General features: G+C 39.3%; 22 protein-coding genes. 11 read left to right on the top strand and 11 right to left on the bottom strand.

Annotated features, from left to right (window positions below):
* Positions 1-9: 9 nt before the first annotated feature.
* The 3 genes from K2F45_RS27025 to K2F45_RS27015 all read right to left on the bottom strand — a co-directional run bounded on the left by K2F45_RS27025 (position 10) and on the right by K2F45_RS27015 (position 3,157).
* Positions 10-774, bottom strand: a complete 765-nt coding sequence (locus K2F45_RS27025) for a methyltransferase domain-containing protein (protein ID WP_075990370.1) — start codon at positions 772-774, stop codon at positions 10-12.
* Positions 774-1,583, bottom strand: coding sequence for a hypothetical protein (locus K2F45_RS27020; protein ID WP_075994562.1), 810 nt, complete (start codon positions 1,581-1,583; stop codon positions 774-776). The genes K2F45_RS27025 and K2F45_RS27020 overlap by 1 nt, the downstream gene beginning before the upstream one ends.
* 239 nt (positions 1,584-1,822) lie before the next feature.
* Entirely contained in the window at positions 1,823-3,157 is a 1,335-nt protein-coding gene (locus K2F45_RS27015) for an amidohydrolase family protein (RefSeq protein ID WP_075990369.1), read from the bottom strand.
* A 211-nt stretch (positions 3,158-3,368) separates the two neighbouring features.
* Here K2F45_RS27015 and K2F45_RS27010 point away from each other — a divergent pair, with 211 nt between their 5' ends.
* From K2F45_RS27010 to K2F45_RS26990, 5 genes are all read left to right on the top strand, one after another.
* A complete protein-coding gene (locus K2F45_RS27010; RefSeq protein ID WP_075990368.1) occupies positions 3,369-4,232 on the top strand; it encodes a LytTR family DNA-binding domain-containing protein in 864 nt (287 codons plus the stop codon).
* Positions 4,233-4,327: 95 nt separating this feature from the next.
* On the top strand, positions 4,328-5,110 hold the full coding sequence (locus tag K2F45_RS27005; RefSeq protein WP_075990367.1) for a CPBP family intramembrane glutamic endopeptidase: 783 nt from the start codon (positions 4,328-4,330) through the stop codon (positions 5,108-5,110).
* Between the two features lie 193 nt (positions 5,111-5,303).
* A complete protein-coding gene (locus K2F45_RS27000) occupies positions 5,304-6,434 on the top strand; it encodes an SH3 domain-containing protein (protein ID WP_075994561.1) in 1,131 nt (376 codons plus the stop codon).
* A gap of 132 nt (positions 6,435-6,566) precedes the next feature.
* Positions 6,567-7,043, top strand: coding sequence for a hypothetical protein (locus K2F45_RS26995; RefSeq protein WP_075990366.1), 477 nt, complete (start codon positions 6,567-6,569; stop codon positions 7,041-7,043).
* Positions 7,044-7,050: 7 nt separating this feature from the next.
* Entirely contained in the window at positions 7,051-7,518 is a 468-nt protein-coding gene (locus K2F45_RS26990; protein WP_075990365.1) for a hypothetical protein, read from the top strand.
* 128 nt (positions 7,519-7,646) lie between these two features.
* On the opposite strand, the gene K2F45_RS26985 is transcribed toward K2F45_RS26990, so the two are convergent.
* The 4 genes from K2F45_RS26985 to K2F45_RS26970 form a co-directional block, all read right to left on the bottom strand.
* On the bottom strand, positions 7,647-8,396 hold the full coding sequence (locus K2F45_RS26985; RefSeq protein WP_075994560.1) for a LytR/AlgR family response regulator transcription factor: 750 nt from the start codon (positions 8,394-8,396) through the stop codon (positions 7,647-7,649).
* A 126-nt stretch (positions 8,397-8,522) separates the two neighbouring features.
* Positions 8,523-9,590, bottom strand: a complete 1,068-nt coding sequence (locus K2F45_RS26980) for a sensor histidine kinase (RefSeq protein ID WP_075990364.1) — start codon at positions 9,588-9,590, stop codon at positions 8,523-8,525.
* Between the two features lie 6 nt (positions 9,591-9,596).
* Positions 9,597-10,211, bottom strand: a complete 615-nt coding sequence (locus K2F45_RS26975; RefSeq protein ID WP_075990363.1) for a tetratricopeptide repeat protein — start codon at positions 10,209-10,211, stop codon at positions 9,597-9,599.
* Between the two features lie 153 nt (positions 10,212-10,364).
* Complete coding sequence (locus tag K2F45_RS26970; protein ID WP_075990362.1) at positions 10,365-12,512, bottom strand: TonB-dependent receptor; 2,148 nt, start codon at positions 12,510-12,512, stop codon at positions 10,365-10,367.
* Positions 12,513-12,785: 273 nt separating this feature from the next.
* Here K2F45_RS26970 and K2F45_RS26965 point away from each other — a divergent pair, with 273 nt between their 5' ends.
* The 5 genes from K2F45_RS26965 to K2F45_RS26940 all read left to right on the top strand — a co-directional run bounded on the left by K2F45_RS26965 (position 12,786) and on the right by K2F45_RS26940 (position 18,069).
* The gene (locus K2F45_RS26965; RefSeq protein ID WP_075990361.1) at positions 12,786-13,754 is read left to right on the top strand and encodes a D-2-hydroxyacid dehydrogenase family protein; all 969 of its coding nucleotides are present in this window, start codon (positions 12,786-12,788) and stop codon (positions 13,752-13,754) included.
* A 23-nt stretch (positions 13,755-13,777) separates the two neighbouring features.
* Entirely contained in the window at positions 13,778-14,824 is a 1,047-nt protein-coding gene (locus tag K2F45_RS26960; protein WP_075990360.1) for a PLP-dependent aminotransferase family protein, read from the top strand.
* Between the two features lie 247 nt (positions 14,825-15,071).
* The gene (locus tag K2F45_RS26955) at positions 15,072-15,356 is read left to right on the top strand and encodes an HU family DNA-binding protein (protein ID WP_046673299.1); all 285 of its coding nucleotides are present in this window, start codon (positions 15,072-15,074) and stop codon (positions 15,354-15,356) included.
* Positions 15,357-15,374: 18 nt separating this feature from the next.
* A complete protein-coding gene (locus K2F45_RS26950) occupies positions 15,375-16,211 on the top strand; it encodes a tetratricopeptide repeat protein (protein WP_070562796.1) in 837 nt (278 codons plus the stop codon).
* 304 nt (positions 16,212-16,515) lie between these two features.
* Positions 16,516-18,069 carry an Rne/Rng family ribonuclease gene (locus tag K2F45_RS26940; protein ID WP_046673301.1) on the top strand — a complete coding sequence of 518 codons (1,554 nt, stop codon included), beginning with the start codon at positions 16,516-16,518 and terminating at the stop codon, positions 18,067-18,069.
* Between the two features lie 69 nt (positions 18,070-18,138).
* Here K2F45_RS26940 and miaA read toward each other — a convergent pair whose 3' ends face one another.
* From miaA to K2F45_RS26925, 3 genes are all read right to left on the bottom strand, one after another.
* Positions 18,139-19,038, bottom strand: coding sequence for a tRNA (adenosine(37)-N6)-dimethylallyltransferase MiaA (miaA, locus tag K2F45_RS26935; protein ID WP_157625814.1), 900 nt, complete (start codon positions 19,036-19,038; stop codon positions 18,139-18,141).
* A complete protein-coding gene (locus K2F45_RS26930) occupies positions 19,035-20,207 on the bottom strand; it encodes a Gfo/Idh/MocA family protein (protein WP_075990358.1) in 1,173 nt (390 codons plus the stop codon). Before K2F45_RS26930 ends, miaA begins: the two co-directional genes overlap by 4 nt.
* 64 nt (positions 20,208-20,271) lie before the next feature.
* Complete coding sequence (locus K2F45_RS26925; RefSeq protein ID WP_075990357.1) at positions 20,272-21,051, bottom strand: hypothetical protein; 780 nt, start codon at positions 21,049-21,051, stop codon at positions 20,272-20,274.
* A 267-nt stretch (positions 21,052-21,318) separates the two neighbouring features.
* On the opposite strand from K2F45_RS26925, the gene def reads away from it, so the two are divergent.
* Positions 21,319-21,900: a peptide deformylase gene (def, locus tag K2F45_RS26920; protein WP_075990356.1), complete on the top strand. Its 582-nt coding sequence runs from the start codon at positions 21,319-21,321 to the stop codon at positions 21,898-21,900.
* Positions 21,901-22,066: 166 nt separating this feature from the next.
* Here the strand turns inward: def and K2F45_RS26915 are convergent, their stop codons facing one another.
* Positions 22,067-22,678, bottom strand: coding sequence for a trimeric intracellular cation channel family protein (locus tag K2F45_RS26915; protein ID WP_075990355.1), 612 nt, complete (start codon positions 22,676-22,678; stop codon positions 22,067-22,069).
* Positions 22,679-22,740: the final 62 nt, after the last annotated feature.

Below are 22,740 nucleotides of genomic sequence, written 5' to 3'. Positions count from 1 at the left end.
CACTATATGCTATTTTTTTGCTTCGGCAATAACTAAATTCATAGAAACAAGGAAACAACCCGCTTCATCAGCTTGATCCAATGTATTTTGAAATTCCTCCATTTCAGCTATACTTAACTTCTCTTTTTCGACCATCTCCAAAAGAATTTTATCTAAGAAAAGATAGCGGTTGGCCTCTTCTTTCGAACGGGCTACCATACAGAATGTTTGCAATTGAACTTGTTTAAAGCCTTGAGTCAATAGGTCTGAAGTTAATTTATTCCCAGCCCAGCCATTGTTGACTTTTTCTTCGGTCAAATAATGACATATCTTAGCCTCAATGTCAACATGCTTGCTGTAAAATGTCAGGCTATTCCAAATGGTCTCAACGATCACTAAGGGTTGACCTTCACGCAAAACACGGTGAACCTCAGCAAACATTTTTGGCGCTTCCAGCAGATGTTGTACAACGCGCTCCATTCTAATGCCAGAAATGGAATTATCTGTAAAGCTAAGTTGATAAACTTCACCCTGAACAAAGTCGACGTTCTTTACCTCTAAACTGCTTGTTTTGGCATGCTCGATTAAGGCCTTATCATGATCCAATCCAACGACAAGTACATTATGGCCCAGTATATTAGCCAAATTGATGGCATCCATTCCAGTTCCACAGCCAAGATCGACGACAACCCCCTCTTTAATCGTATTAAAAGGAGTATATGAATGTATTTTTAATTGTTTAAGAAAATCACCGGTATCCATTAAATAGCCGGCACCATAATGTTTAGTGTCCATTATAAGATATTTAAATTACGATCATCTGATTTATGATCTAATGATGTATGTTTCAGATTTTTAATAATTTCATTTAAATCCCATTGATTGAGATTCGGAATATCGATTTGATAATGAATTTCAATCTCCTTATTCCGTAAAGTTTCTATGCGGACAATATTGGAATTATTACGAAGCGACAAAATTGCATCTTTGTTTTCCTGATCGGCTTCGGTCAAGGTGTCTAGATTGCGCATAATCATTACGGTAGCCAGTAGATCCAGCTTCGGATAATAGAATGTGCCATTATTTCCAACACTTGTATCAATGCGGTAGCCAACACTTTCTGCTAATTTCACGGTGTAAGGAGCACATAAAGCAAAGAGTGATTTAATGCCAACCTGTGTACTGATGGCGGCACCAGCTCTCGTCAAAAATATGCTGCCAATGCCATATCCAGCAATCTCCCTAGAGTTCCAAAGGCCACAACCTTCACCTGTCCCCTGTTGCGCATAATCATAAACAAGGTCTAAGATTTTAGCATCCATCGCTCCCGTGGCCTGTTCAATGGGAAGTGGTTCGCTCCCTCCAGATACGTGTATACGTACTCCACCATAGACTTTATCGCCATCAAGGGATTCTACGATCAATACGAATGATGCGGGATTGTACATCCAGTCATTTTTGGAAGAAGTTACTTTCTTTACGCCTATAGCAGTTAACACGTGTGCGTGTCCTTCTATGAAACGTTCACAGGTTTGGGGATCGTCGATAGCCCGAAATGCTCTGAGTCTTACTACTGGACGCCCGTCGTTGAATAATAATGCCACCGAATGCTTTGATTTATCGTTTAAACGCAAAACTAATCAATTAAATGCAAAGGTGTTTACTCTTCAAATAAATTATACCGTAATGCAACCGCCTGCACCTAGTGATGGTAAAAATTGTTTGATTCCTTTTTCACCTTTAAGGGCCCAAATAGCCCCTTTTAACTGATGTCATCGAAAATACATTTTATCAATTTAATATGCTGTATTTTCGATTTACAATAAATTTGACCTTGGAAATATTAACGTTTCTGGAGGCTATTTTTATGAATCTGACCATCTTTCATGATTAACAGAAAGTTTTTTTCAGGATCTGCCAATAGTTTTAAATTCTTAAGAGGATCTCCGTCTACAAGGATTAGATCTGCCAACGCTCCTTCTTCTACTGTTCCCAGCTTGCCAGGATAAGGACTTCTTAAACCCGAAAGCTGCAGAAGCTCGCCATTGTCTTGGGTAATCATTTTAATGATTTCGGCATTTGTAAACCACTTTTGAAGGCGCAAAATAAAAGTATTCTGCAATTTATTCAGGTCCGGCTCAAAAAGGAAATCTGTACCCCAAGCTAGTTTTACCCCATATTTCTTAGCCATAGGCCATACTTTTTCCTGACCTTCAATGACAGGCTTACGCTTGATTCTTCGTTGTGGATCCATATCGGGTGTATCTTCCACAAGATTCTGTAAACTAAGCCAGATATTTTTTTCTGCAATTAGCTGTAAAGTTTCTTCATCGAGCAATTGTCCATGCTCTATACATTTTACGCCAGCTTCGATCGCTCTTCGAATTGCTCTTGGCGTATACGCATGTACGGTGACATAGGTTCCCCAGTCTTCGGCTGCATCTACTGCTGCTTTCATTTCGTCTAGTGTATATTGGGTGACATCCACAGGATCATATGCTGAAGAAGTTCCTCCGCCTGCCATGAGTTTAATTTGACTTGCCCCGAATCTTAGATTCTCTCTTACTGCAGTCAAGACCTCATCACGACCATCGGCGATGAAGGTTGCTCCATATCGCTCCGCACGAGAGACAACGCCGAAAAAACGACGCGATTTTTCCTCCGGTGTCCGAAAATCTCCGTGGCCTGCAGTTTGGCTTACAACGGCACCAGAAGGCCAGATTCTAGGCCCTAAAAGCTTGCCCTTGTCGATCGCTGCTTTTAATGGAAATATGGGGCCACCGACATCACGTACACTTGTAAAACCCCGCATTAACATCTGTTGAGCCGATAGCCCCACCGTCTTGATCAAGAATTCCTCGGATAGGTCATTTGTCATCATTTGAGGCATTGTCAAAGCTCCAAATACCAAATGGACATGTACATCAATCAATCCAGGTATCAGTGTTTTGCCTTTAGCGTCAATTCTGACGATATTCTTTCCTTGTGCGTCAATAGGGGATGTACTGATGGTCTGAATTGTATTTCCGTTTATTAAAACATGTTTTGGTGGAGTTAAGGTTTGAGTTGTATAGTCGAGCAGTTTGACATTTTCTATTAAAACTTGGCTTTCCTGTGCTTGGATAACATGTACAAAAGCCGAACAAAGAAATAAAGTAAGTAGTTGACCTAAACGCATAGCTTTGAGAATTACGTTAAAATATAATATGACAAATCAATTTTAATTCAAGCTAACTAATGTGCTTGAAAAAATATCTTCTAAGTTAAATTATAAATTCAATATATTTCAATTTCTTCACTATAAATTTTTGCTCTGCCAGCCTTTTTTGAAGAAGTCTTTGTGTAATGTACGCTGTTAATCACAAGAAAAATGCTAAATTTATCCAATCATGATATGTAAAAAATCTATTCTAAATTATTTAAATATCGTTATCCCCAAAATTGTCTCCATAAGAGAGTTGCTCACTTATGCCTTCTTACTTGGCTTATCAGCTTATGTATTCCTACTGGTTTTTCAGCCATTTGGAACGTATAATTTTGAGAATGCCTATAAATTTAGCTTGTTATCCGGATACGGGGCCATTTTATCCATTGCATATGCCTTAATTTCTATCGTCTTGCGTAAAAAAAGAGGAACAGTTGCGATAGAACTATTTCGTATTTTTCTTGTGTTCCTATTATCAAGTTTTTTAAATTTCGTCTATCATGGTTGGTTCATCAATCAGGCCCCGTTGCAGTGGAATAACCTGCCCTATATCGGATGTTACACGCTTTCACTTTATAGCCCTATTGCAGCGATTTATTTTTTGCTTCGAGTTGATAGGCGTCATTCGAATCATGAAAAGGATAACTCGTCGATGGAAAGTCTTTCAATAAAGCCGGCTATGATATTGAGCCAAGCGAATGACTGCCATTTGGCCCTGGTCGATATTCCCAATGGTAATCAACCGTTAAAGTTGCTGCCAAGCGATTTTATTTTTGCAAAATCGATGGATAATTATTGCATGATCTACTTTAGGAAGGATGGTATGGTAAAGAAGCAGATGGTACGAATTACGTTGAGCCGCTTATCTGAACTGTTGAATACAATGTCTATTCACCGATGTCATCGGTCCTTTCTTGTCAATTTTGAAAAAATCCTTGTAAAGGAAGGGAATGCTCAAGGTTTTTTGTTACGTTTTGCAGATACTGAAGATTGTGCTGTTATTTCGAGGTCTGCTATAGAATCAGTTAGACCCTATTTGTCGGACTGACCACCCACGTTTTGGTCAATCGTCCCTAAATCTTGCCATACGCCACATAACTTTGTATACCCGTCTTGGGTAGCATAATTTTGTTCAAAAAAAAGATGAACACAAAAAGTTTAAACCTGCTGGTATTATTTCTCTTCTTCGGAATATATTTTATCCTCGATTATTTGTTTTTTGCGCCCCTTCAATCCATGATAATCAACTATGTCCAAAGTAGATTTTTGGGGCATGTACTGACCTATTCAATTAGCCTTGTACCGTTGCTTTTTGGGGCAATGCTGCTTAAACCGAAAGGGCAGAATGAATTCTTGGAAAAATTTGGGTTGAAAGGCAATTTTTTACAGGGGCTTTCTTTTGGAATAATAGCTACTTTACCGATGTTCTTGGGTTATGCCTTTGTTTTTACCTTAAATCGGAAAATAGATCCAAACACACTATTAATAAATAGTGTGTCATCAGGATTCTTTGAAGAAATGATCTTTCGTGCCTATTTTTTTGGTTTAGTTTTTCGCTATACCCGACTAGGTTTTATTCCATCCATTTTAGCTACATCACTCCTGTTTGCTTTACTACATCTTTATCAGAGTCAGGATTTGGGAGAATTGGTCCTGATTTTCGGTATGACTTTCTTCGGCTCTATCCTATTTTCGTGGTTGTATGCTGAGTGGAAGTTTAACCTTTGGATACCGGTAACACTTCATGTTTTGATGAATTCGGCTTGGATGATTTTTGATGTTTCGGACAATGCTGCGGGAAATGGATGGAGCAATTTTTTTCGCTTCTTGACCATCATTGTAGCAATCATAATGACCATTGTCCATTCAAGGAAGTCAAATGGCGGTCTACAAATTGAAAGGAAAAATTTGTGGCTAAAAGATTAGAAATCCGGCGTTTTTTTAATGAATCTTCATAGCTGTAGATATGTGTTCTTCAAATGATCTCGTCCACATTTGGAATGAGCGTTAGATCTTAGGTTGCTAAAACTATGAACCTTATTGATAATAGTATTGGTTCTCGAAGAACCCCTGAAAACCAGTATTTTTTTTTGGCATGGGAATCGCTACCTTGACCTTTATGAATAGACCGCTATTTTCACCCCTATCTTTATTCCTAGGAGCGACATTATCCATGGGAATCTTGAGCTGTGGACACAATACAAAAGTCAACGGTTCGGATTTAAAGGATTCTGCTGAACTTAAAACAGTCGCTGTGAAGGATACGATGGCTGCTGCTAAATTTCCTCCTTTGCCAATTGACTTTGACAAGACGAAGGTTTTAAAAAATACCTATGTTGTTGATCGAGCTGGAGCCGAGCTTAGACAAGGCGCGGATAAGGCTGCCCCGCTATTAGGAAGATATCCCTATGGTACCAAGCTCGATGTGATCGGTGAAGAAGGAGAATGGATTGCCGTTATGGATCGTATCCAGCGCGATTATAGCGGGAACAATGGCGAAAAAGGTGATGTAACGCGATGGGAAAAGGTCTATGTAGCGAAGTCCAAGCTGGGGAAACAAGATAAAATTACAATCTCACCCAAAGATTTAAATTCAATCGTTTCATTGACGATAAATGGTAAAGAAATGCATTACGAAAATGGGCATTCTTTAGATAAGTATCTCCAGCTAGAATTGATTGATGAGCAAACGTTCTTAGCCGCTCGGAATACGGCTAAAAACTACTTGATCAAGGATACCCTGTCTTATCCGAAAAATGGAAAGATTTTGGAATTGCCGTTGACAAATGGGAAAAAGCTAACATTTAAGGATAAGGATATCGATAATGAATTAGAAGCCAGCTATTCTTATAAAGGGCATTACGATTTTTTAAATGCTTTTGCTGTTGATGGGAATTATTGGGAAAGTGCTGATGTGCGGCTTTTTGATAAACAGGATGGTCATCTTATTGTGGAATGTGGGGATTATCCATTCTTCTCTGCCGATAAAAAATACCTAATGACCTTGCACGCCGACCCCTATGAATCGACGGGCGACCTGCAGCTCTTCCACGTGAAACAGGGAAAGGTGACTCCTTTCGTTTTTATCAGTTTTAAAGAGTGGATGCCAACCTGGAAAGAAGAGTTAATGTTCTGGGGCAAGGACGGTTGTATCTATACTGCTGCCAACCATGTAGACGGTTACTGGGGTGAAGAAGGATCGCTGAACGAAAGATCACAATTTATCAGAATCAAGATATTATCCCATTAAACAGGCACAAACCATACTTTTATTGGTTTACTGCGGGCGTATATATTTATTGTTTTTCTGTTTTAAGTAAAACTATTCTGGCATGCACCTGTTGTATTCCATAAAATAGATTATAGTTTGTAATTTAGCTGGATGAAACTAAGAATATTATCGTTATTTACTATCCTTCTTCTCTTTTCCACGTTGTCTATGGCACAAGATAAGCCATGGAAACAGCATAATAAATGGATTTGGGGTCCGTCAGTAGGGTATCAGTATCAAAGTGGTAATTTCCTGAAAGTTTCGGGCTGGGGGTTATTTGCACCTAATGATTTTCAATATATGAAAATTGATGCCGGAGCCAATTTCAGCTGGATGCAAGGTAAAACGACTGTTATTCCAGAGCTGGGGTTTACCTATTATCTAAATGATTTTGTTGTTTTTCCTTTTGTAAAAGCAGAGTTAACACCTTATACCATAACGCCAAAAGTTGGTGCCAGTCTATTCTCTATTGTGGATCTGGGAATAGGTTATGGATTTGATTACAATACTAAGAAAAATTTTAAGCCGATTGACGGAATTACCGTTTCAGTAGGGGTAAATATTCCGCTCAATTTTCATATTTATTAATTGAAAAATGCGCAGTAAGACGATTTATAAACTCCTGGGGTCACTTGTTGTGTTGTTAGCTATAGTTAGCAACCTGAAAGCGCAAGACCACTTAATCGGTCCGACGTTAAGCTACCAGTTTCAAAAAGGGAATATAATAAAAACGGGTGCTTATTTCGCATTCCCTTTTATAGAAGATCATATTCTCCGAGCAGATGCCACAGCCAACTTTACTTGGACACAAAAGAAGTTTGCCGTGATACCTGAGGCTGCAGTAACGTATTATCCTCAAACATATGTCTTAACTCCCTTTGTTCGTGCGGAGCTTACTCCGTATACCTTTACGCCCAAAGTTGGAGTGAGTTTGGCCACATTGGTGGATATCGACTTTGGTTATGGATTTTCCATCAATGAAAAAAAAGATTACAATCCGATAAAGGGGTTCGCGGTGTCTCTTCGATTTAGTATTCCGCTAAATTATCGAATCAATATGTAGCTTAGATTCATGAATCACCCTTCGCTTGATTTACCTTCCAAAAGCTAAACTTGACAGGACCATTTTTTATGATAGTCTATTTCGCTTGTAAAGTAATTGTGCTAAAGTACTTTTAAGGAACGACTAGACTAATTGTCAAGCCAATTTTTGAAAGCCGTGACTTTCTCCCGTGAAACAATAAGCTCATCCGATTCATAATGCTTAAGGTATATTTTTAACCGGGCGTTAGAGTGTACAGCAATATTCTTGATGGCATCAAATTGAACTATAGTGCTTCGGTTGATCCTAAAGAAATCCTTAGGAGATAGTTGTGGCATCAGCGCATCCAATGTTTGGTCCAAAAGATAGTTTCCCTTTTCATTGGTATAAAGGTAAGTGCCCTTGTTTTCGCTGTAAATACATTCGATTTGCTGGGTGGTCACTACTTTTAGGTTTTGGCCTATTTTGATGGTAAAGCGTTCCTTATATGTTTGGACGGTGTTTCTAAATAAAGCTTCAAAAGATGCCAGATCGAGCTGTGGCTTTGGGTGTCTTAATTGACGGAATTTTTCAATAGCATTTTTCAGCTCTTCATCTTCAATCGGCTTAAGGAGGTAATCGATGCTATTTTGTTTAAATGCCCGCAACATATATTCATCGTATGCGGTGGTAAAAATAATGGCCGAATTAGGCTTCACCTGCTCAAGGATGTCAAATGAAATCCCATCGGCAAGCTGAATATCCAAGAACAGTAGATCAGGTTCAGTATTTGACATAAACCATTCGATAGATTCTTCCACAGTCTGCAGTACAGCAGATACTGTATAACCAAGATCCTCAAGTTTTCTTCGGAGCAATCTCGCCGATGGGAGTTCGTCTTCTATAATTACTATTTTCATTGCTTTTTTTGCATGCTTATCGATCATCAGACCGTTGTATTGTTAATTTATTGAGCATCGTTGCGCCTTAGCTATTGTTTTTTGCTGCTATTAGGCCTCGCATGTTTATTTAAGAACAGGTTGCTTTTAAGAGACTATTTCATTGATAATGGGCAGTCCAACAGAAAATAAAATATCAGTTTCCTGAAGATGCACAGATAGATTGGACAGTATAGCATAACGTTCCTGAATATTTTTCAGACCGATTCCCGAATGATCATGGAGCACTTTCTTCTTTTGAAGAGTGTTTTCAACATAGAGGTAATTATTTTTTCTATAAATCTTCAATAAAAGAGGCTTCTTAACCGAAATAATATTGTGTTTGATTGCATTTTCGATCAGTAATTGAAGGGAAAGGGGTAATATAAAACCAGTATGTTGTTCCGCATTGATCTGTAAATCGATCTGTATACCGGTTTCGAAGCGTAGACTCAAGAGGTTTAAATAGGCCTTTGAAAAAGTAAGCTCATCCTGTAAAGAGACGAGGCTTTTGTCTTTTTGCTCCAATACATAGCGATATATCTTAGAAAGATCCGTGGTAAACATACTGGCCTTTTTGGGGCTTTCTTCAATTAATCCATTCAATACATTCAGGCTGTTGAACAAAAAATGTGGATCGAGTTGATTTTTGAGCGACTCAAATTGTGCTGTTATTTGCTGTTTTTCCTGATGAGATTCTTTGATTTGATAATCTTTGAATCTTTTATAGAAATAGAATCCAAAAAAAATCATCGAAATGCACCAAGATATCATCGCAGTTTGAAAATAATATGCAATACGTTGTTGGTGAATAAACTGGTGGAAACGTTGTGGGAAATTTTGGGTAATACCGGGGTTAAACAGTCCGGAAAAAAATGCATTGACAATAAAAACGACCAGTATGGTCAAGAAGAAACTGACACTGTAAAAAACAATCATCTTTTTCCCAAAATCTTTACTGCTTGGGTATTTGCTCCCGACCCATTTCGATAGATAGCTATGACCTAGAAAGAGAAAAAATCCGTATAGTAAACCTCTGACCATATTAGGATGAAAGATGATGGATATCCAAGGGACATCATTGTGGTCAAGTTTGGCCACAACCACAAAATAGATGGTTATGACCAAGCTTGCAAGTAATGCTTGTATAATAGCTTTAAATGGTGCTTTCTTCACAAAATGTTATTTGCATTCTTTTATCAACTGTTCTGCCCGATCTTTGCCCCATGAGGGTGCGAATGGTGTAGTAGTTTTCTCTTCACCGAATAAAGATAGTGCTTTCTTGACATCCTCACATTCTTTGCTGGTATCCTGATTGAAATATTTTTTTGCGTTTATTTGGAATTCCGCTAATCCCAATACCGCTCGTGGATTATTTGGCGCAAGGGTGATGGCTTTTTTATATAGACCTATAATCTTAGGTGAAAGCTCTTTGGCTTTTGTCATCGGATCTGTAATCATCAATGCCGTTTGGTTCATCGCTCTCAGCACAAGCCATTCTGAATTATTGTCCTGGGCGCTATTGTTTAGTATTTCTTCTGCAGACTGTATATATTTTGTCTGTGTCTCTTTATTTTTCTCCCTGAAGGATGCTGTTGTCAGTACCATGGCCTGATAATAGGCAGGAATCCAATTGTCCTTTTCTGCCTGTGAAATACGTTCTAAAAGAGCGGCCGCTTTCTGCGTCTCACCCGATTGCCATAGGCTCATGGCTTGTCCCATACTTTTTTCAAAATTGCTTTGTGCAAATGTGCTGCCGCTTATAAGGCAGATGAGGGCGATAATAAATGATTTCATGATCTTTCGTTTTTAGTAGTAAATATTTTTCTAAGTTATTGTTGTTGTGTTTGATGTATCTGATATTGAATGATATTGAAGTTGGTAATACTTCTCTACAAACAGAAATAATTTTGGATGGACCGACGTATTTCGATGATGAGTTGATGTTTATTATAGATTGTCCAATTGATTATCTTTTTCATTTTTACTGATTGTCCAAAAATAGCCTAGAAATACAAAGCGTTTGGCAGTAGGGACAATCGGTCTACGGTCGTAGATTCCTTGTGAATTTGGCCGGTCTGCATATTGATACCCATAAATTGGACTAGCGCCAAGAACATTACTGACGGAGAAATGGATAATTTTTTGCTGGCTGTAAAGAAACGACCAACTCATAGACAGACTATTGTAACCTTTTGTATGGCCATTCATGAATACTGTTTGGTTGGGATCATTGTAATTTCTGCCGGATACAAACGAATTTGTCAAACTGAGCTGTGAACGTAGGCTTGATAGCCAGTATTTTCCAACGATATAGAAACTGTGTTTGTAAACATAAGGGGGAGTGACTGTCGTCGGATAATTCGCTTCATTTCTCTTACTGTCCGTATAGGAATATGAAATCCAGTATTGGAGGTTTTTGATGCTGCTGCTGTTTTTATAAAATAAGTCAAAGCCTTTGACCTTACCGCTTCCGTTATTGTCATATTGGCTGTCATATTTTGGAGTTATACTGTTGTATTTTGCCAACTTGTTATATTCTTTGTGATAGGCTTCTAAGCGAAGTAAGTGCCCGCCACGCGAATAGAAATAATTTGCGATATAATGATTGGCCTCCATCCAGTCAAGTTGTGGAGCATATTTTAACAGCGGTGTTGGCGTCTGCTGATGGAAGTTCCCATAAGCAAGTGATAGCTGCGTATATTTATTTAATGCATAGCCCAGCGAAGCCCTCGGTTCTAACGTGCTCTTCGCCTGCAAATTGGAGGAAGTTTCTCGTAAGCCGATCTTCCCTATTAAGTTCGGGAGGATGCCGAAGGTAGTTTCCGTAAATACAGCGGTCATCTTGCTATGATAACCATAGCTATAGCCAAGGGTTTGTCGGTGATATTCTTCTTGATAATTCGTGTCGAAATATTCTATTCCTCCGATACTTTTAATCTTATTGTTCCAGATCTTACTTAGCGTTCCTTTTAAGTGAAGACTCTTTTCTTCATTAAGGAGGTAAACGTCATCGTAATGCAGCTTATCGGTCAGGTAACCTAGGCCAATACCAGACTGGAGTGTCCATCGGTTCCCCAAATTCTGACTGTAGCTGATGTTGGCGTAGGCATTGTTGGATTTCTTTTTCAATGTTACGGGTTGCTCATAATTGATGTCCGCTTGGTAAAGTCCCATATTTTCAAAATTGTAAGCCCCATAAATATTTAGAAAACCTTCTTTAAACTGATGGCGATAGATCATTTCTCCAGAAGCGTTTTCATAGGGTTTCGTCCATTTTATATCTGGTGTAATAATTTTGGAATAGGGTTTTAAGTTTGTATAGCTGCTGTTGAAGGTAAGAGAGTTTTTGCCCCATTGTAAGGTATGTCCTAGCCCTAATCCAACAGAAGATAGCGAAAGCTCTGTTTTGGACTGCTCTATGGTATTTTCGGTGTTTAGCGCTAGAATGCTGGACAGCGCATTACCAAATTCTGCAGAATAGCCGCCTGTAGAGAAATTCACGCCTTTAAAGAGCATGGGCGAAAACCTGCCCCTTACAGGAACTTCGTTTGGTGTTGCGGTGTAAGGTTGGGCTACTCTGATTCCATTGATGTAGGTCTGTGTTTCGGAAGCATCTCCACCGTGAACCATAAGACGTCCGTTCTCGCCCCCAACCTGTGCTCCGGGCAATGTTGCCAGTGCGCTGATGATGTTTCCCATGCTGCCTGCTGTAGTGACAATATCCAATGGACTCATTACCGTGTTTTTTCCGGAGCTATTGGCTTGTAGAACCCCTGCCTGAATCGTGACTTCCTGTAAGCGATTCTCGCTTTCTTGCATTTGAATAATCAGCAATTCTTTTTGAGGTAGCTGGATAGGCCTGTTATATGTTGGGAGGCCCACGACAGACGCTTTAATGATTTTAGTACCTTGTTCACTGGTCTCAAACACGAAATTTCCAAGGGAATCGGTGGTGCCACCATCATAGGTGCCTTCAATATAAACATTGGCTAAATATATAGGTTTGCCGTTTTTGCCCAGCACTTTCCCTCTCAAGATGGACTGCGCAGATACGATGGTAATACTTAAAAATAGTAAGGTTAATAACAGCTTCATTTTTCTTTAATTTTATTCAAATATCAGCGGCTGTAAGTGGTCCTGTGAAAAAGAGTGGATGGAATGTCAAAATATCATGACGAATTGCAGGATTCCAACTTTATGCTGTAAATTGATATCGAAAAACAAAATTTCCTCCATAATTAAGTTCCGCAATGGAAAGTGGAGAATGCGAAAAATTGCTTTTATATGCGACGTACTTATAGCGGATATAAAAGTCATTTTACTCTCGTTTGATATTGAAAATAAGAGTTTAAAATTAAGTCAGGAAAAATGCGAATAACCATTTTAGATGACTATCAAGACGCTGTCCGAAAGTTGGACTGTTTCAAAATTCTTGATGGTCACGATGTCCAAATATTGAAACAGTCCTATTCAGATCCGGCTTTACTGGCCGAAAAATTGAGCGATACGGAAGCGCTAGTGCTCATCAGAGAACGGACGCGGATTACAGAAGACCTGTTGTCTCAGCTTCCCAAGCTAAAGCTAATTAGCCAGACGGGCAAAATTTCAAACCATTTGGATTTGGCTGTTTGTAGCCGTTTCCATGTGGCTGTTGCTGAAAGTATGGGCTCTCCTGTTGCTCCGGCTGAATTGACCTGGCTTTTGATCATGAATGCCCTCCGTGGTTTACCTAAGGCTCTTTCAGATATGGACAAAGGCCTATGGCAAACGAATATAGGAGATTGTGTCGCCGGGAAAACAATAGGGGTATGGAGCTATGGAAAAATAGGGAAGCGAATAGCGCAATATGCACGTGCTTTTGGTGCCCAAGTAATTGTTTGGGGAAGCGAAAATTCCCGAGAAGAAGCTGTAAGAGATGGTTTTTTAGCTGCTGCCAATAAATCCGATTTTTTTCATTTTTCAGATGTTGTTACTCTACATCTTAGGTTAGTGCCTGAGACGCGAGGTATCGTAAAGCTCGAAGATCTCCGGTCTATGAAGCCGACAGCGCTTTTTGTCAACACCTCTCGTGCTGAGTTGGTTGAAGAGGGGGCACTATTGACCGCGCTCGAGACAGGTGTTCCAGGGATGGCTGCGGTAGATGTCTATGAGTCCGAACCAATCTTTGACCCGAACTATCCATTATTGCAGCTGCCAAATGTACTTTGTACGCCACATATTGGTTATGTGGAGAAAAATGGTTACGAACAATTATTTAGACTTGCTTTTGAGAATATTGTAGCCTTTTCCGGGGGCGATCCACAGCATATCGCTAACCCTGAAGTATTGACCCACTAATTAAATGAATCGGCTATACATAGATGAATAATTTTACGCATTTAGAACAACCAACAGGTCGCGTTATTGTGGTCGGCGGTAAGGAATATCTTTTTTTTGGTGGAACTTCCTATCTAGGGCTGGCAACAGATAAAGCATATGCTTCTATTTTCATAGAAGGTATACAGCGGTATGGTATCAACAACGGCACTTCCCGAAATAATAATGTGCAACAGGCCATATTTGATCAAGCCGAAGAATATGCAGCAAAGCGTTTTGGTTTTGAAGCAAGCCTGTTGCTCTCAAGTGGTTATCTGGCAACACAATTTCTTGTAAGAACCTTGGCGACCGAAGGAGAAGTATTGTATGCTCCCGCTTGTCACCCTTCTTTATGGCTAGATAAGAAGCCCGTCGCAACTGGGCATTTTGTTGAGTGGGCCAATGCAACGATCGAGTATATCAATCATTCAGCCCAAACATCATTTATCATCGTTAGCAACAGCTTGGACAATATGCGGCCAGAATTGTACGATTTCACTGTTTTCAATCGTATTGATCCGGACAAAAAGATTATACTGCTCTTGGACGATTCTCACGGAATAGGAGTTTTGCGCAAGAATAGCATTTCATTGGATAAAAGTAGTTTTCAGCAAACTAATATCGAACTGATCGTCGTCGCATCCTTGGCAAAAGGCCTGGCAACAGATGCTGGATTGATTTTGGCCGATGGGGAACGGATCAAGTATCTCAAGCGATCAAACTTTTATACAGGGGCTTCTCCAAGTTCACCAGCGGGCTTATATGCATTTGTTCATGGAGAGCAGATCTATCTACAGCAGTTCGAAAAACTGCAATATAATATTGATTCCTTCAAAGCACATATGGAGTCTGGATTAAACGCTGTTGCTGATTTTCCGGTCTTTTCTTCAACGGATACGGGCCTTTATGCGAGGCTGATGAATGCTGGAATACTGGTTTCAAGTTTTCCTTATCCCCTCGCTACAGACCCCCTATTAAATCGGATTGTGGTAAACGCGCACCATACCAAAGCAGATTTGGACCAGCTAAGTCATGTCATTGGCATATATTGATTTTTATATGACAAGTAATAAGTCAACATCTTGTAAATTAGATAATTGTTTTTATTTTTGATGTCTATTTAATGGTTGGTTGGACGGAATGTCTCGTTAATTGATTGTAAATGTTTGGCTTTTGGAAGCTTATTTATCAAAAAAGTATTTAAATAATTTCCATTACTCATTTTAAAACAATACTTTTGCATCCCCAAACATTAGTTGGCTTAAGGGTTGAAAAATAAATAATTACAGTAAAATAGATATGACTAAAGCAGAAATTATTGCAGAAATCTCTACCAAAACTGGCTTAGAGAAGGTAGATGTTCAAGAAACCGTAGAGGCGTTCTTTAAAGTTGTCAAAAACGCAATGATCGGAGGAGAAAATGTATATGTAAGAGGTTTTGGTAGCTTCGTAGTCAAAAAAAGAGCTGAGAAGACTGCAAGAAACATTTCAAAAAATACAGCAATCATTATCCCTGAACACTTTGTTCCTAGTTTCAAGCCAGCTAAAATTTTCGTAGAGAAAGTAAAGAATGGCAATAAATAATCTTTAAAATAGATTAAAATGGCAAAAACCAAACAGATAATAGTAATAGGATCAGTAGTAGCCTTGGTTGCTGTGCTTTTAGCACAGCCTATTAAAGGTTTGGTGAACAAAGAAAAACAAACTGCTGCAGCATCTGAGTCGAAGCCTTCCAATGAAGTAAATTTGGAAAATATATCTTCGATGACAAAACAAGGTTTAGATGCTAGTTTAGTCAAAGAAATTTCCGATATTGAGGGCCAAGTTGCAAAAGCTTCTGGAGAGGATAAGATAAAGCTGTTGCAACAGTTGGCAAATAAGTGGGATGATGTCGCAAAACCAGCCCCTCAGGCTTTCATCTATGAGGAAATGGCAAAGGTTTCACCGAAGTTTGAATATTGGTTGAAAGCAGGTAATGCTTATCGTGCCGCTTATACAAATTTGCAGGATTCTACTTTAGCCCAAGCGTTGAATCAAAATGCTATTCATGCATATGAGGCTGCGTTAAAAGCGAATACAAGTAGTTTGGATGCAAAAACAGGATTGGGTGCCGCAATGGTATCAGGAACGAACAACCCTATGGCAGGTATTGCCTTATTGCGAGAAGTCGTTGCTGCCGATCCTAAAAACTTAGAAGCAAACAAAACTTTGGGATTGTTTTCATTACAATCCCGTCAGTTTGACAAAGCCATCGAGCGTTTTAAGACCGTTATCGATCAAAAACCCGATGCTGAGTCATACTTTTACTTAGCCACAGGCTATGAAAATATTGGGATGAAAAAGGAAGCCGTTACAGCTTTTCAAAAAAGTAAGGAACTGGCAGCCGATCCTTCCCTATCACAATTCATCGATCGAAAGATCGCGGAATTGAGCAAGTAATTAATTTATTATTTTATAATCATTAAAAAATTTAGCTATGCCAAGCGGAAAAAAAAGAAAAAGACACAAGATGGCTACTCACAAACGTAAAAAACGTTTAAGAAAAAATAGACACAAGAAAAAATAGTCTTGTGATAAGCTTTTAAACATCTTGGCCCATTTTGCTGAGATAGCTTTACGAAACGATCTACATGTCTGTGAAGGGGATGTAGATTGTTTTTTTCGTAACAACGTTCTTTAAATGTTTAATCGGATACCCAAGATTGCGATAGGATATTGCATAGGTATCAAAAATGAGTAGCTTTTGGTAAAGGAATTAATTATCGATTCAACTCCTGATAAAGGGGTAACTATTGCTTTACTACAAGATAAGCAGCTTGTTGAACTTAACCGCGAGCCCGCAAATAATAACTTCGCCGTTGGAGATATCTATCTCGGACGTATTAAGCGAATTATGCCTGGGCTTAATGCAGCTTTCGTGGATGTAGGCTACGAAAAGGATGCTTTTCTACATTATTTAGATCTGGGTCCTCAAGTTCAATCTTTGCTAAAGCTTACGCGTATAGTGAAGAATGGCAGTTATCAAGAGAAACTGCTCAATAGTTTAAAACTTGAAAAGGATATCGATAAAGCTGGTAAGATCTCTGATGTCTTGAGCAAAAATATGCTCGTGCCAGTACAAATCGCCAAAGAACCCATTTCAACAAAAGGACCGCGTCTGAGTTCAGACCTTTCAATAGCGGGTCGTTTTGTCGTTTTGGTACCTTTCTCAAGTACTGTTTCCATTTCCAAGCGTATCAAAGGTAGTAATGAACGCAATCGCCTAAAAAAGATTGTCGAAGGAATTAAGCCAGCTAATTTTGGTGTTATCATTCGCACAGTTTCCGAGGGTAAGGGTGTTGAAGAACTACAACGTGACTTATTGGACCTGATCTCAAAATGGGAGCTATTTACCAAACGTCTTCGTAATGCTGAACCGCCTCAAAAGGTTCTTGGCGAAATGGATCGTGCATCCACTATTCTACGAGATATTTTGACAGACGAGTTTTCGCATATTTATGTTAATGATCCTTCGATCTTCGAAGAAACAAAATCATATATACACGATATATCTCCAGACTTGGAGAAAATTGTCAAACTTTATAAACATAAAGAGCCAATTTTTGATCATTTCGGAGTTGAAAAGCAAATCAAGGCAGCTTTTGGCAAAACTGTAACATTGCCGGGCGGTGCGTACCTCGTTATAGAGCATACCGAAGCCTTGCATGTCATTGATGTCAACAGTGGTAACCGTTCTGCTAATAAGGAGAATCAGGAAGACAATGCATTGCTGGTCAATATGGAAGCAGCAAAAGAAATTGCGCGTCAGCTGCGTTTGCGTGATATGGGCGGAATTGTAGTCATCGATTTTATCGATATGCATAAACCCAATCATCGAAAAGAGTTGTATACGTTCTTAAAAGAATGTATGGTAGCGGATAGAGCGAGACATACAATTTTGCCTCCAAGTAAATTTGGATTGGTTCAAATTACACGTCAGCGCGTTAGACCTGAAATGAATATCGTCACAAACGAAAAATGTCCGGCTTGTGATGGTACAGGTGAAATCCGATCAAGTATTGTTCTCATGGATGATATTGAAAATAATTTGAGCTTTATTCTTCAAGAACAGAACGAAAAGAAGGTGACCTTATGTGTTCACCCTTATATAGACGCCTACATTAAGTCTGGTTTGATTTCTAAAAGAATGAAATGGTTCATGAAGTACGGAAAATGGATTAAAGTAAATCCAATGACGTCATATTATCTAACTGAATTCCATTTCTTCAATGCGAAGGATGAAGAAATCAAGTTATAATAGAAAGAGATTAACGAAAAGGGTTAGTAGTGATACTAACCCTTTTTTGTTTTTATATCATTGTATTGTTTATACCCAATGGATAATTATGCCGTCTTTTTCCATTTTGCGGAAGTAAGTCATTTGTCTTTTGGCATAGCGATGTATTTCTGTCTCCAGTTTTGTGGTAAAAGCAGGATAATCGAGCTGTCCAAGGAGATGGAGTGACGCATATTTATACTCCAAACCATAGTATTGAAGTTGCTCGTGTGTAATACCTTCTGTCAAGAGCCCGCACACTTCTTCTAAGAAGCCTTCATTCAATCGTTGTTTTAATCTTTGACTAATGTGTTCGCGTCTGATTTCCAACGGGGGATTTAATCCGATAACAATGCTATCTACTGCTTGTTGCTGGACGATGTGATCGGGATGATTCTCTAAAAACGCTAATATTTCTATTGCCCGGATTATACGTTTTTTGGTCGAAAGATCGATTTGAAAGTTCACAGGTAGCGTATATTCCTGAAGACGCGCTAACAGCTCCGTCTCTGGATATGCAAGTAATGATTCCTTGAAGCCTTCGATTGATGGGATCAGCGCATAGGGATTTTCTTGGATTACACTTTGAATATATAAACCTGTACCACCACATAAGATGGTATGTTTTCCCTTTTCTAGAATGGATTGTTGGGCTTGACGGAAGTCAGCAATAAAATTTCCGAGATTGTAGCGTTTTCCCGGTTCATGAATGTCGATAAGATGATAGGGAATATCTTGGTATTCCGATAGGTCTTTTCCCGTACCGATGTCCATCCTTCGATAGATTTGGCGGGAATCAGCACTGATGATTTCAGCATCAATGTGTTGGGCCAGTTGGACGGCCAGTTTCGTTTTTCCAGAAGCTGTAGGCCCTAAGATAACGATAACTTTCTCTTTTGGAACGGTTTGCTGTTCCAAAAGAGAAAGTGTATATTTTAATCTGTCTATCACAGAACAAATTTAGTCCATTTTTCTGTTCCTTCGTTATTTTTTACGACAGTATCGATAAAAGCCATGCCTCTTACGCCATCGTAAACTGTTGGAAAATCCTGTTGTTCAGCTGTAGGAGTTTTTCCTTCACGTTTTGCTGTAACTGTTGCCGCAAAATTACGGTAGATATTTGCAAATGATTCTAATAGCCCTTCAGGGTGACCCGCTGGTACACGGGTATTATGTGTTGCAAACGAACTCAACGTATAAGGCGCTGCGTAAGCATTGCCTGTGCGATAAAGCTGACGAGGCTGATCAAGCATTTTGATAATTAAATTGTTCGGATCCTCATTCGCCCATTCCAATCCACCTTTTTCACCATAGATACGTATACGAACAGCATTTTCTTCTCCGGCTGAAATTTGCGAAGCCATCAATACACCTTTAGCACCATTTTCGAAACGCAAAAGCACCGACCCATCGTCATCCAATAGACGGCCTTCAACAAATGTTGTTAGGTCTGCACATAGTTCTTGGATTTTTAAGCCCGACACATATTCCGCTAAATGCGCAGCATGGGTACCGATATCACCCATAACCAACGATTTACCCGAGCGTTTCGGATCTGCACGCCAAGCGGCTCCAGCATTCCCCTCGCGTTCCGTTAAACGACTTAACCAACCTTGTGGATACTCAACAACAATCTTTCTGATCTTACCGAAGTGACCTTCTTTGACCATTGCTTTGGCTTGTTTAACCATTGGGTAGCCTGAATACGTATGGGTAAGGCACAGCGTACGACCAGTACGTTCTACGGTTTCTTGTAATTCTTTTGCTTCTTCAACAGATACTGTCATTGGTTTTTCAACGACAACATCAAAACCTTTTTCTAGCGCTAATTTAGCGGGAGCAAAATGTAAAAAATTGGGTGTTACGATCGTTACAAAATCCATGCGTTCGCCTTCGGGAAGCAAAGATTCTTTTTCGATCATCTCTTCATAGTTTAGATAGACACGCTCAGGAGCTACAAATAAGTCTTCTCCAGATTGTTTTGAAATCTGTGGATCAATACTAAATGCACCACAAACCAGTTCAATCTTGCCATCCATAAAAGCAGCAATACGGTGTACAGCGCCAATAAAGGCGTCGTTTCCGCCTCCAACCATACCCATGCGAAGTTTTCTCTTCATAACGTTATTATTTTTGATTATTTATTTTTCAAACTTTTACAGTGTACAATATACACAATTTAGCTTATTTTATGTATAAAATCATCTTGATGCTACCCATATTTTCTTTGGGAAAGCCATGAGGGAACTGCTCCCTAAGCGCTTTTAATTCATCTGTATTTCGATAGGTATACCGCTTTGTTCCCGTGATCCAAAAGTTAATCGGTGTCGTAATTTCTTTGGCAACAAACCCAATTTTTTCGAGCGAAGAGTGTTGGCTCCAGTCACGATCGGTGAAAGTCATAATGTCTCCTGGCGAGAAATCGCTACAAAAGGCTTTAATTAATTTGCTTAGGCCTCCTATAACATTAATACCTGTTTTATTACAAAAGCGTAATAATTCAAATGAGCGATAGTTTTCATCTTTATCCAGCATTCGGCGTCCTCCAGAGAATACCGCGACCGCGACAAGCTCTCCCTGTTCATAAAGGCCATAACGATACTTGCCGGGAAGAGCGGTTTGTAAATGATGTTCCACGAGGAACTGTAAACTCGTTCTTTTGTCGATCCGGGCGACTACAGTATTGCGTGCGTAAATGCGTTTGTCATTTTTTGTTCTAGCAACAATGCGTCTGACGATCAAATCAAACTTTGTTATTAATCGGTCCTCATCGATATGAATGCAAGGGTCGGAAGTATCACGTCTAACGGATTTGTTATGAGGGTATAGTAAAATGTTAATTGCTAATTCCGGAGAGTATATTTGTATAAATCCATCATCCTGGCAAAGCCCTAATGGGACTTCAAGGGCCTGCTCTAGCCTAAGCTTGAACTGCGTTGACAAATTTAAAAACGAAGGATCCATAAAACAAAAGTAACTTTTATGGAAGTTTTGACGAAATATTCACTTTTAATAATTATCCGTACCTTTGTACCGAAAAATATAATGGTGCTACAGGGTATCCTTGTTAAAATAGTACAATGACTCAGGCTGAGCAATTAGCCTGACATGATCTGAAATAAAATCGTGCTAAAATTACAACAGGTGCCTAGTGATCTTTAAAAGCAAACAACGTGTAACGAACTCAGGTATAGCAATGAGTATCGGCACTTATAAATAATTATAATACATATGAAACTTCCGATAGTGGCGTATGGCGATCCTGTATTAAGAAAGGTCGCTGAGGAAATAGATGAAGACTATCCAGATTTAAAGAAATTGATTGATGATATGTTCGATACCATGTATGCAGCTCATGGTGTTGGTTTGGCAGCTCCACAGGTTGGTTTGCCTATACGGATGTTCGTTATCGACGCAACTCCTTTCGCAGAAGATGATGAAGAAAACAAAGATGTACTCCAATCGTTCAAAAAAGTTTTCATCAATCCCATCATGGTTGAAGAGTCTGGTGAGAAATGGGCTTTCGGTGAAGGATGCCTGAGTATCCCAGATATTAATGAGGACGTATTGCGTCACAGAAATATTCGCATCAATTACTTGGATGAGAACTTTGAAGAACATGAAGTAGACTTAACAGGTTTGGCTGCCCGTGTGGTACAACACGAATATGATCATATTGAAGGTAAACTATTTACCGACAAATTGAGTGCCTTGAAGAAAACGATGCTTAAGGGGCGATTAGATGCTATCGCGAAAGGAAATATTCGCGTTGGTTATAAAATGAAATTTCCACAGCAAAAGAAAAAGCGTTAGTTCATACTAACGCTTTTTTTTGCGGCTTCTTCGGCATAAAATTGGTTGGAGATCAAGAATATCCGTGTTCTACCTACTGATCCATCCTTTTAATCTATTTTTGAGATCGAATCGGTCATCCAGTAGAGCGTGTTATAGAAATTTCATGCGCGAAGAAGAACATTCCTCAATCCAACCGAGGTAAATATAGACGATATTTAACGGCTGTCATTCGTATTAAAAATACAACAGCAGCCCCAATAAAGGCTGCCCAAGAAAGATCAAAATCGAGATGCACCAGCAAGATATATGTGAGACCTCCACCTAAACAGGCCGTAGCATATACTTCTTTTTTAAAGATTAAGGGGGTTTCGTTGAGTAAGACATCGCGCGTCATCCCCCCACATACCGCGGTGAACATTCCAAAGATAATGGCAGCATAGGTATTGCTTTCGTAATTGAGTGATTTTTGTACCCCTAGGATAGTAAAAAAGCTAATTCCGATGGCATCAAAAAGTGTCAGCGTGCGATAATAACCATACAACTGTTTGTTGAAGACAATGGCAATTAAAATTCCGAGGAAAATAGCAATGAGGTAATTGCTATCATTGACCCATACTGGGCGCAGATTCAAAAATACATCCCGCATCGATCCACCGCCAATGGCTGTCACAAAGCCTAAAAAGGCTGCCCCAAAAATATCAATATCTTTACGTTTTGCCGACAGCGTGCCTGATATTGCAAAAAATAAGGTGCCAAGCAAATCGCTTAGATAAAAATAGTTGGCATCAGTAATCATGGTAATCCTTTTTAAATCATTATATTAAAATCTCCAGTTGACGGTAGCCCATATCGCTTAAC

The organism is Sphingobacterium siyangense (genome assembly GCF_023277505.1).
Taxonomy (GTDB): Bacteria; Bacteroidota; Bacteroidia; order Sphingobacteriales; family Sphingobacteriaceae; genus Sphingobacterium; species Sphingobacterium siyangense.
This window is presented reverse-complemented; position numbering and strand designations above follow the sequence as displayed.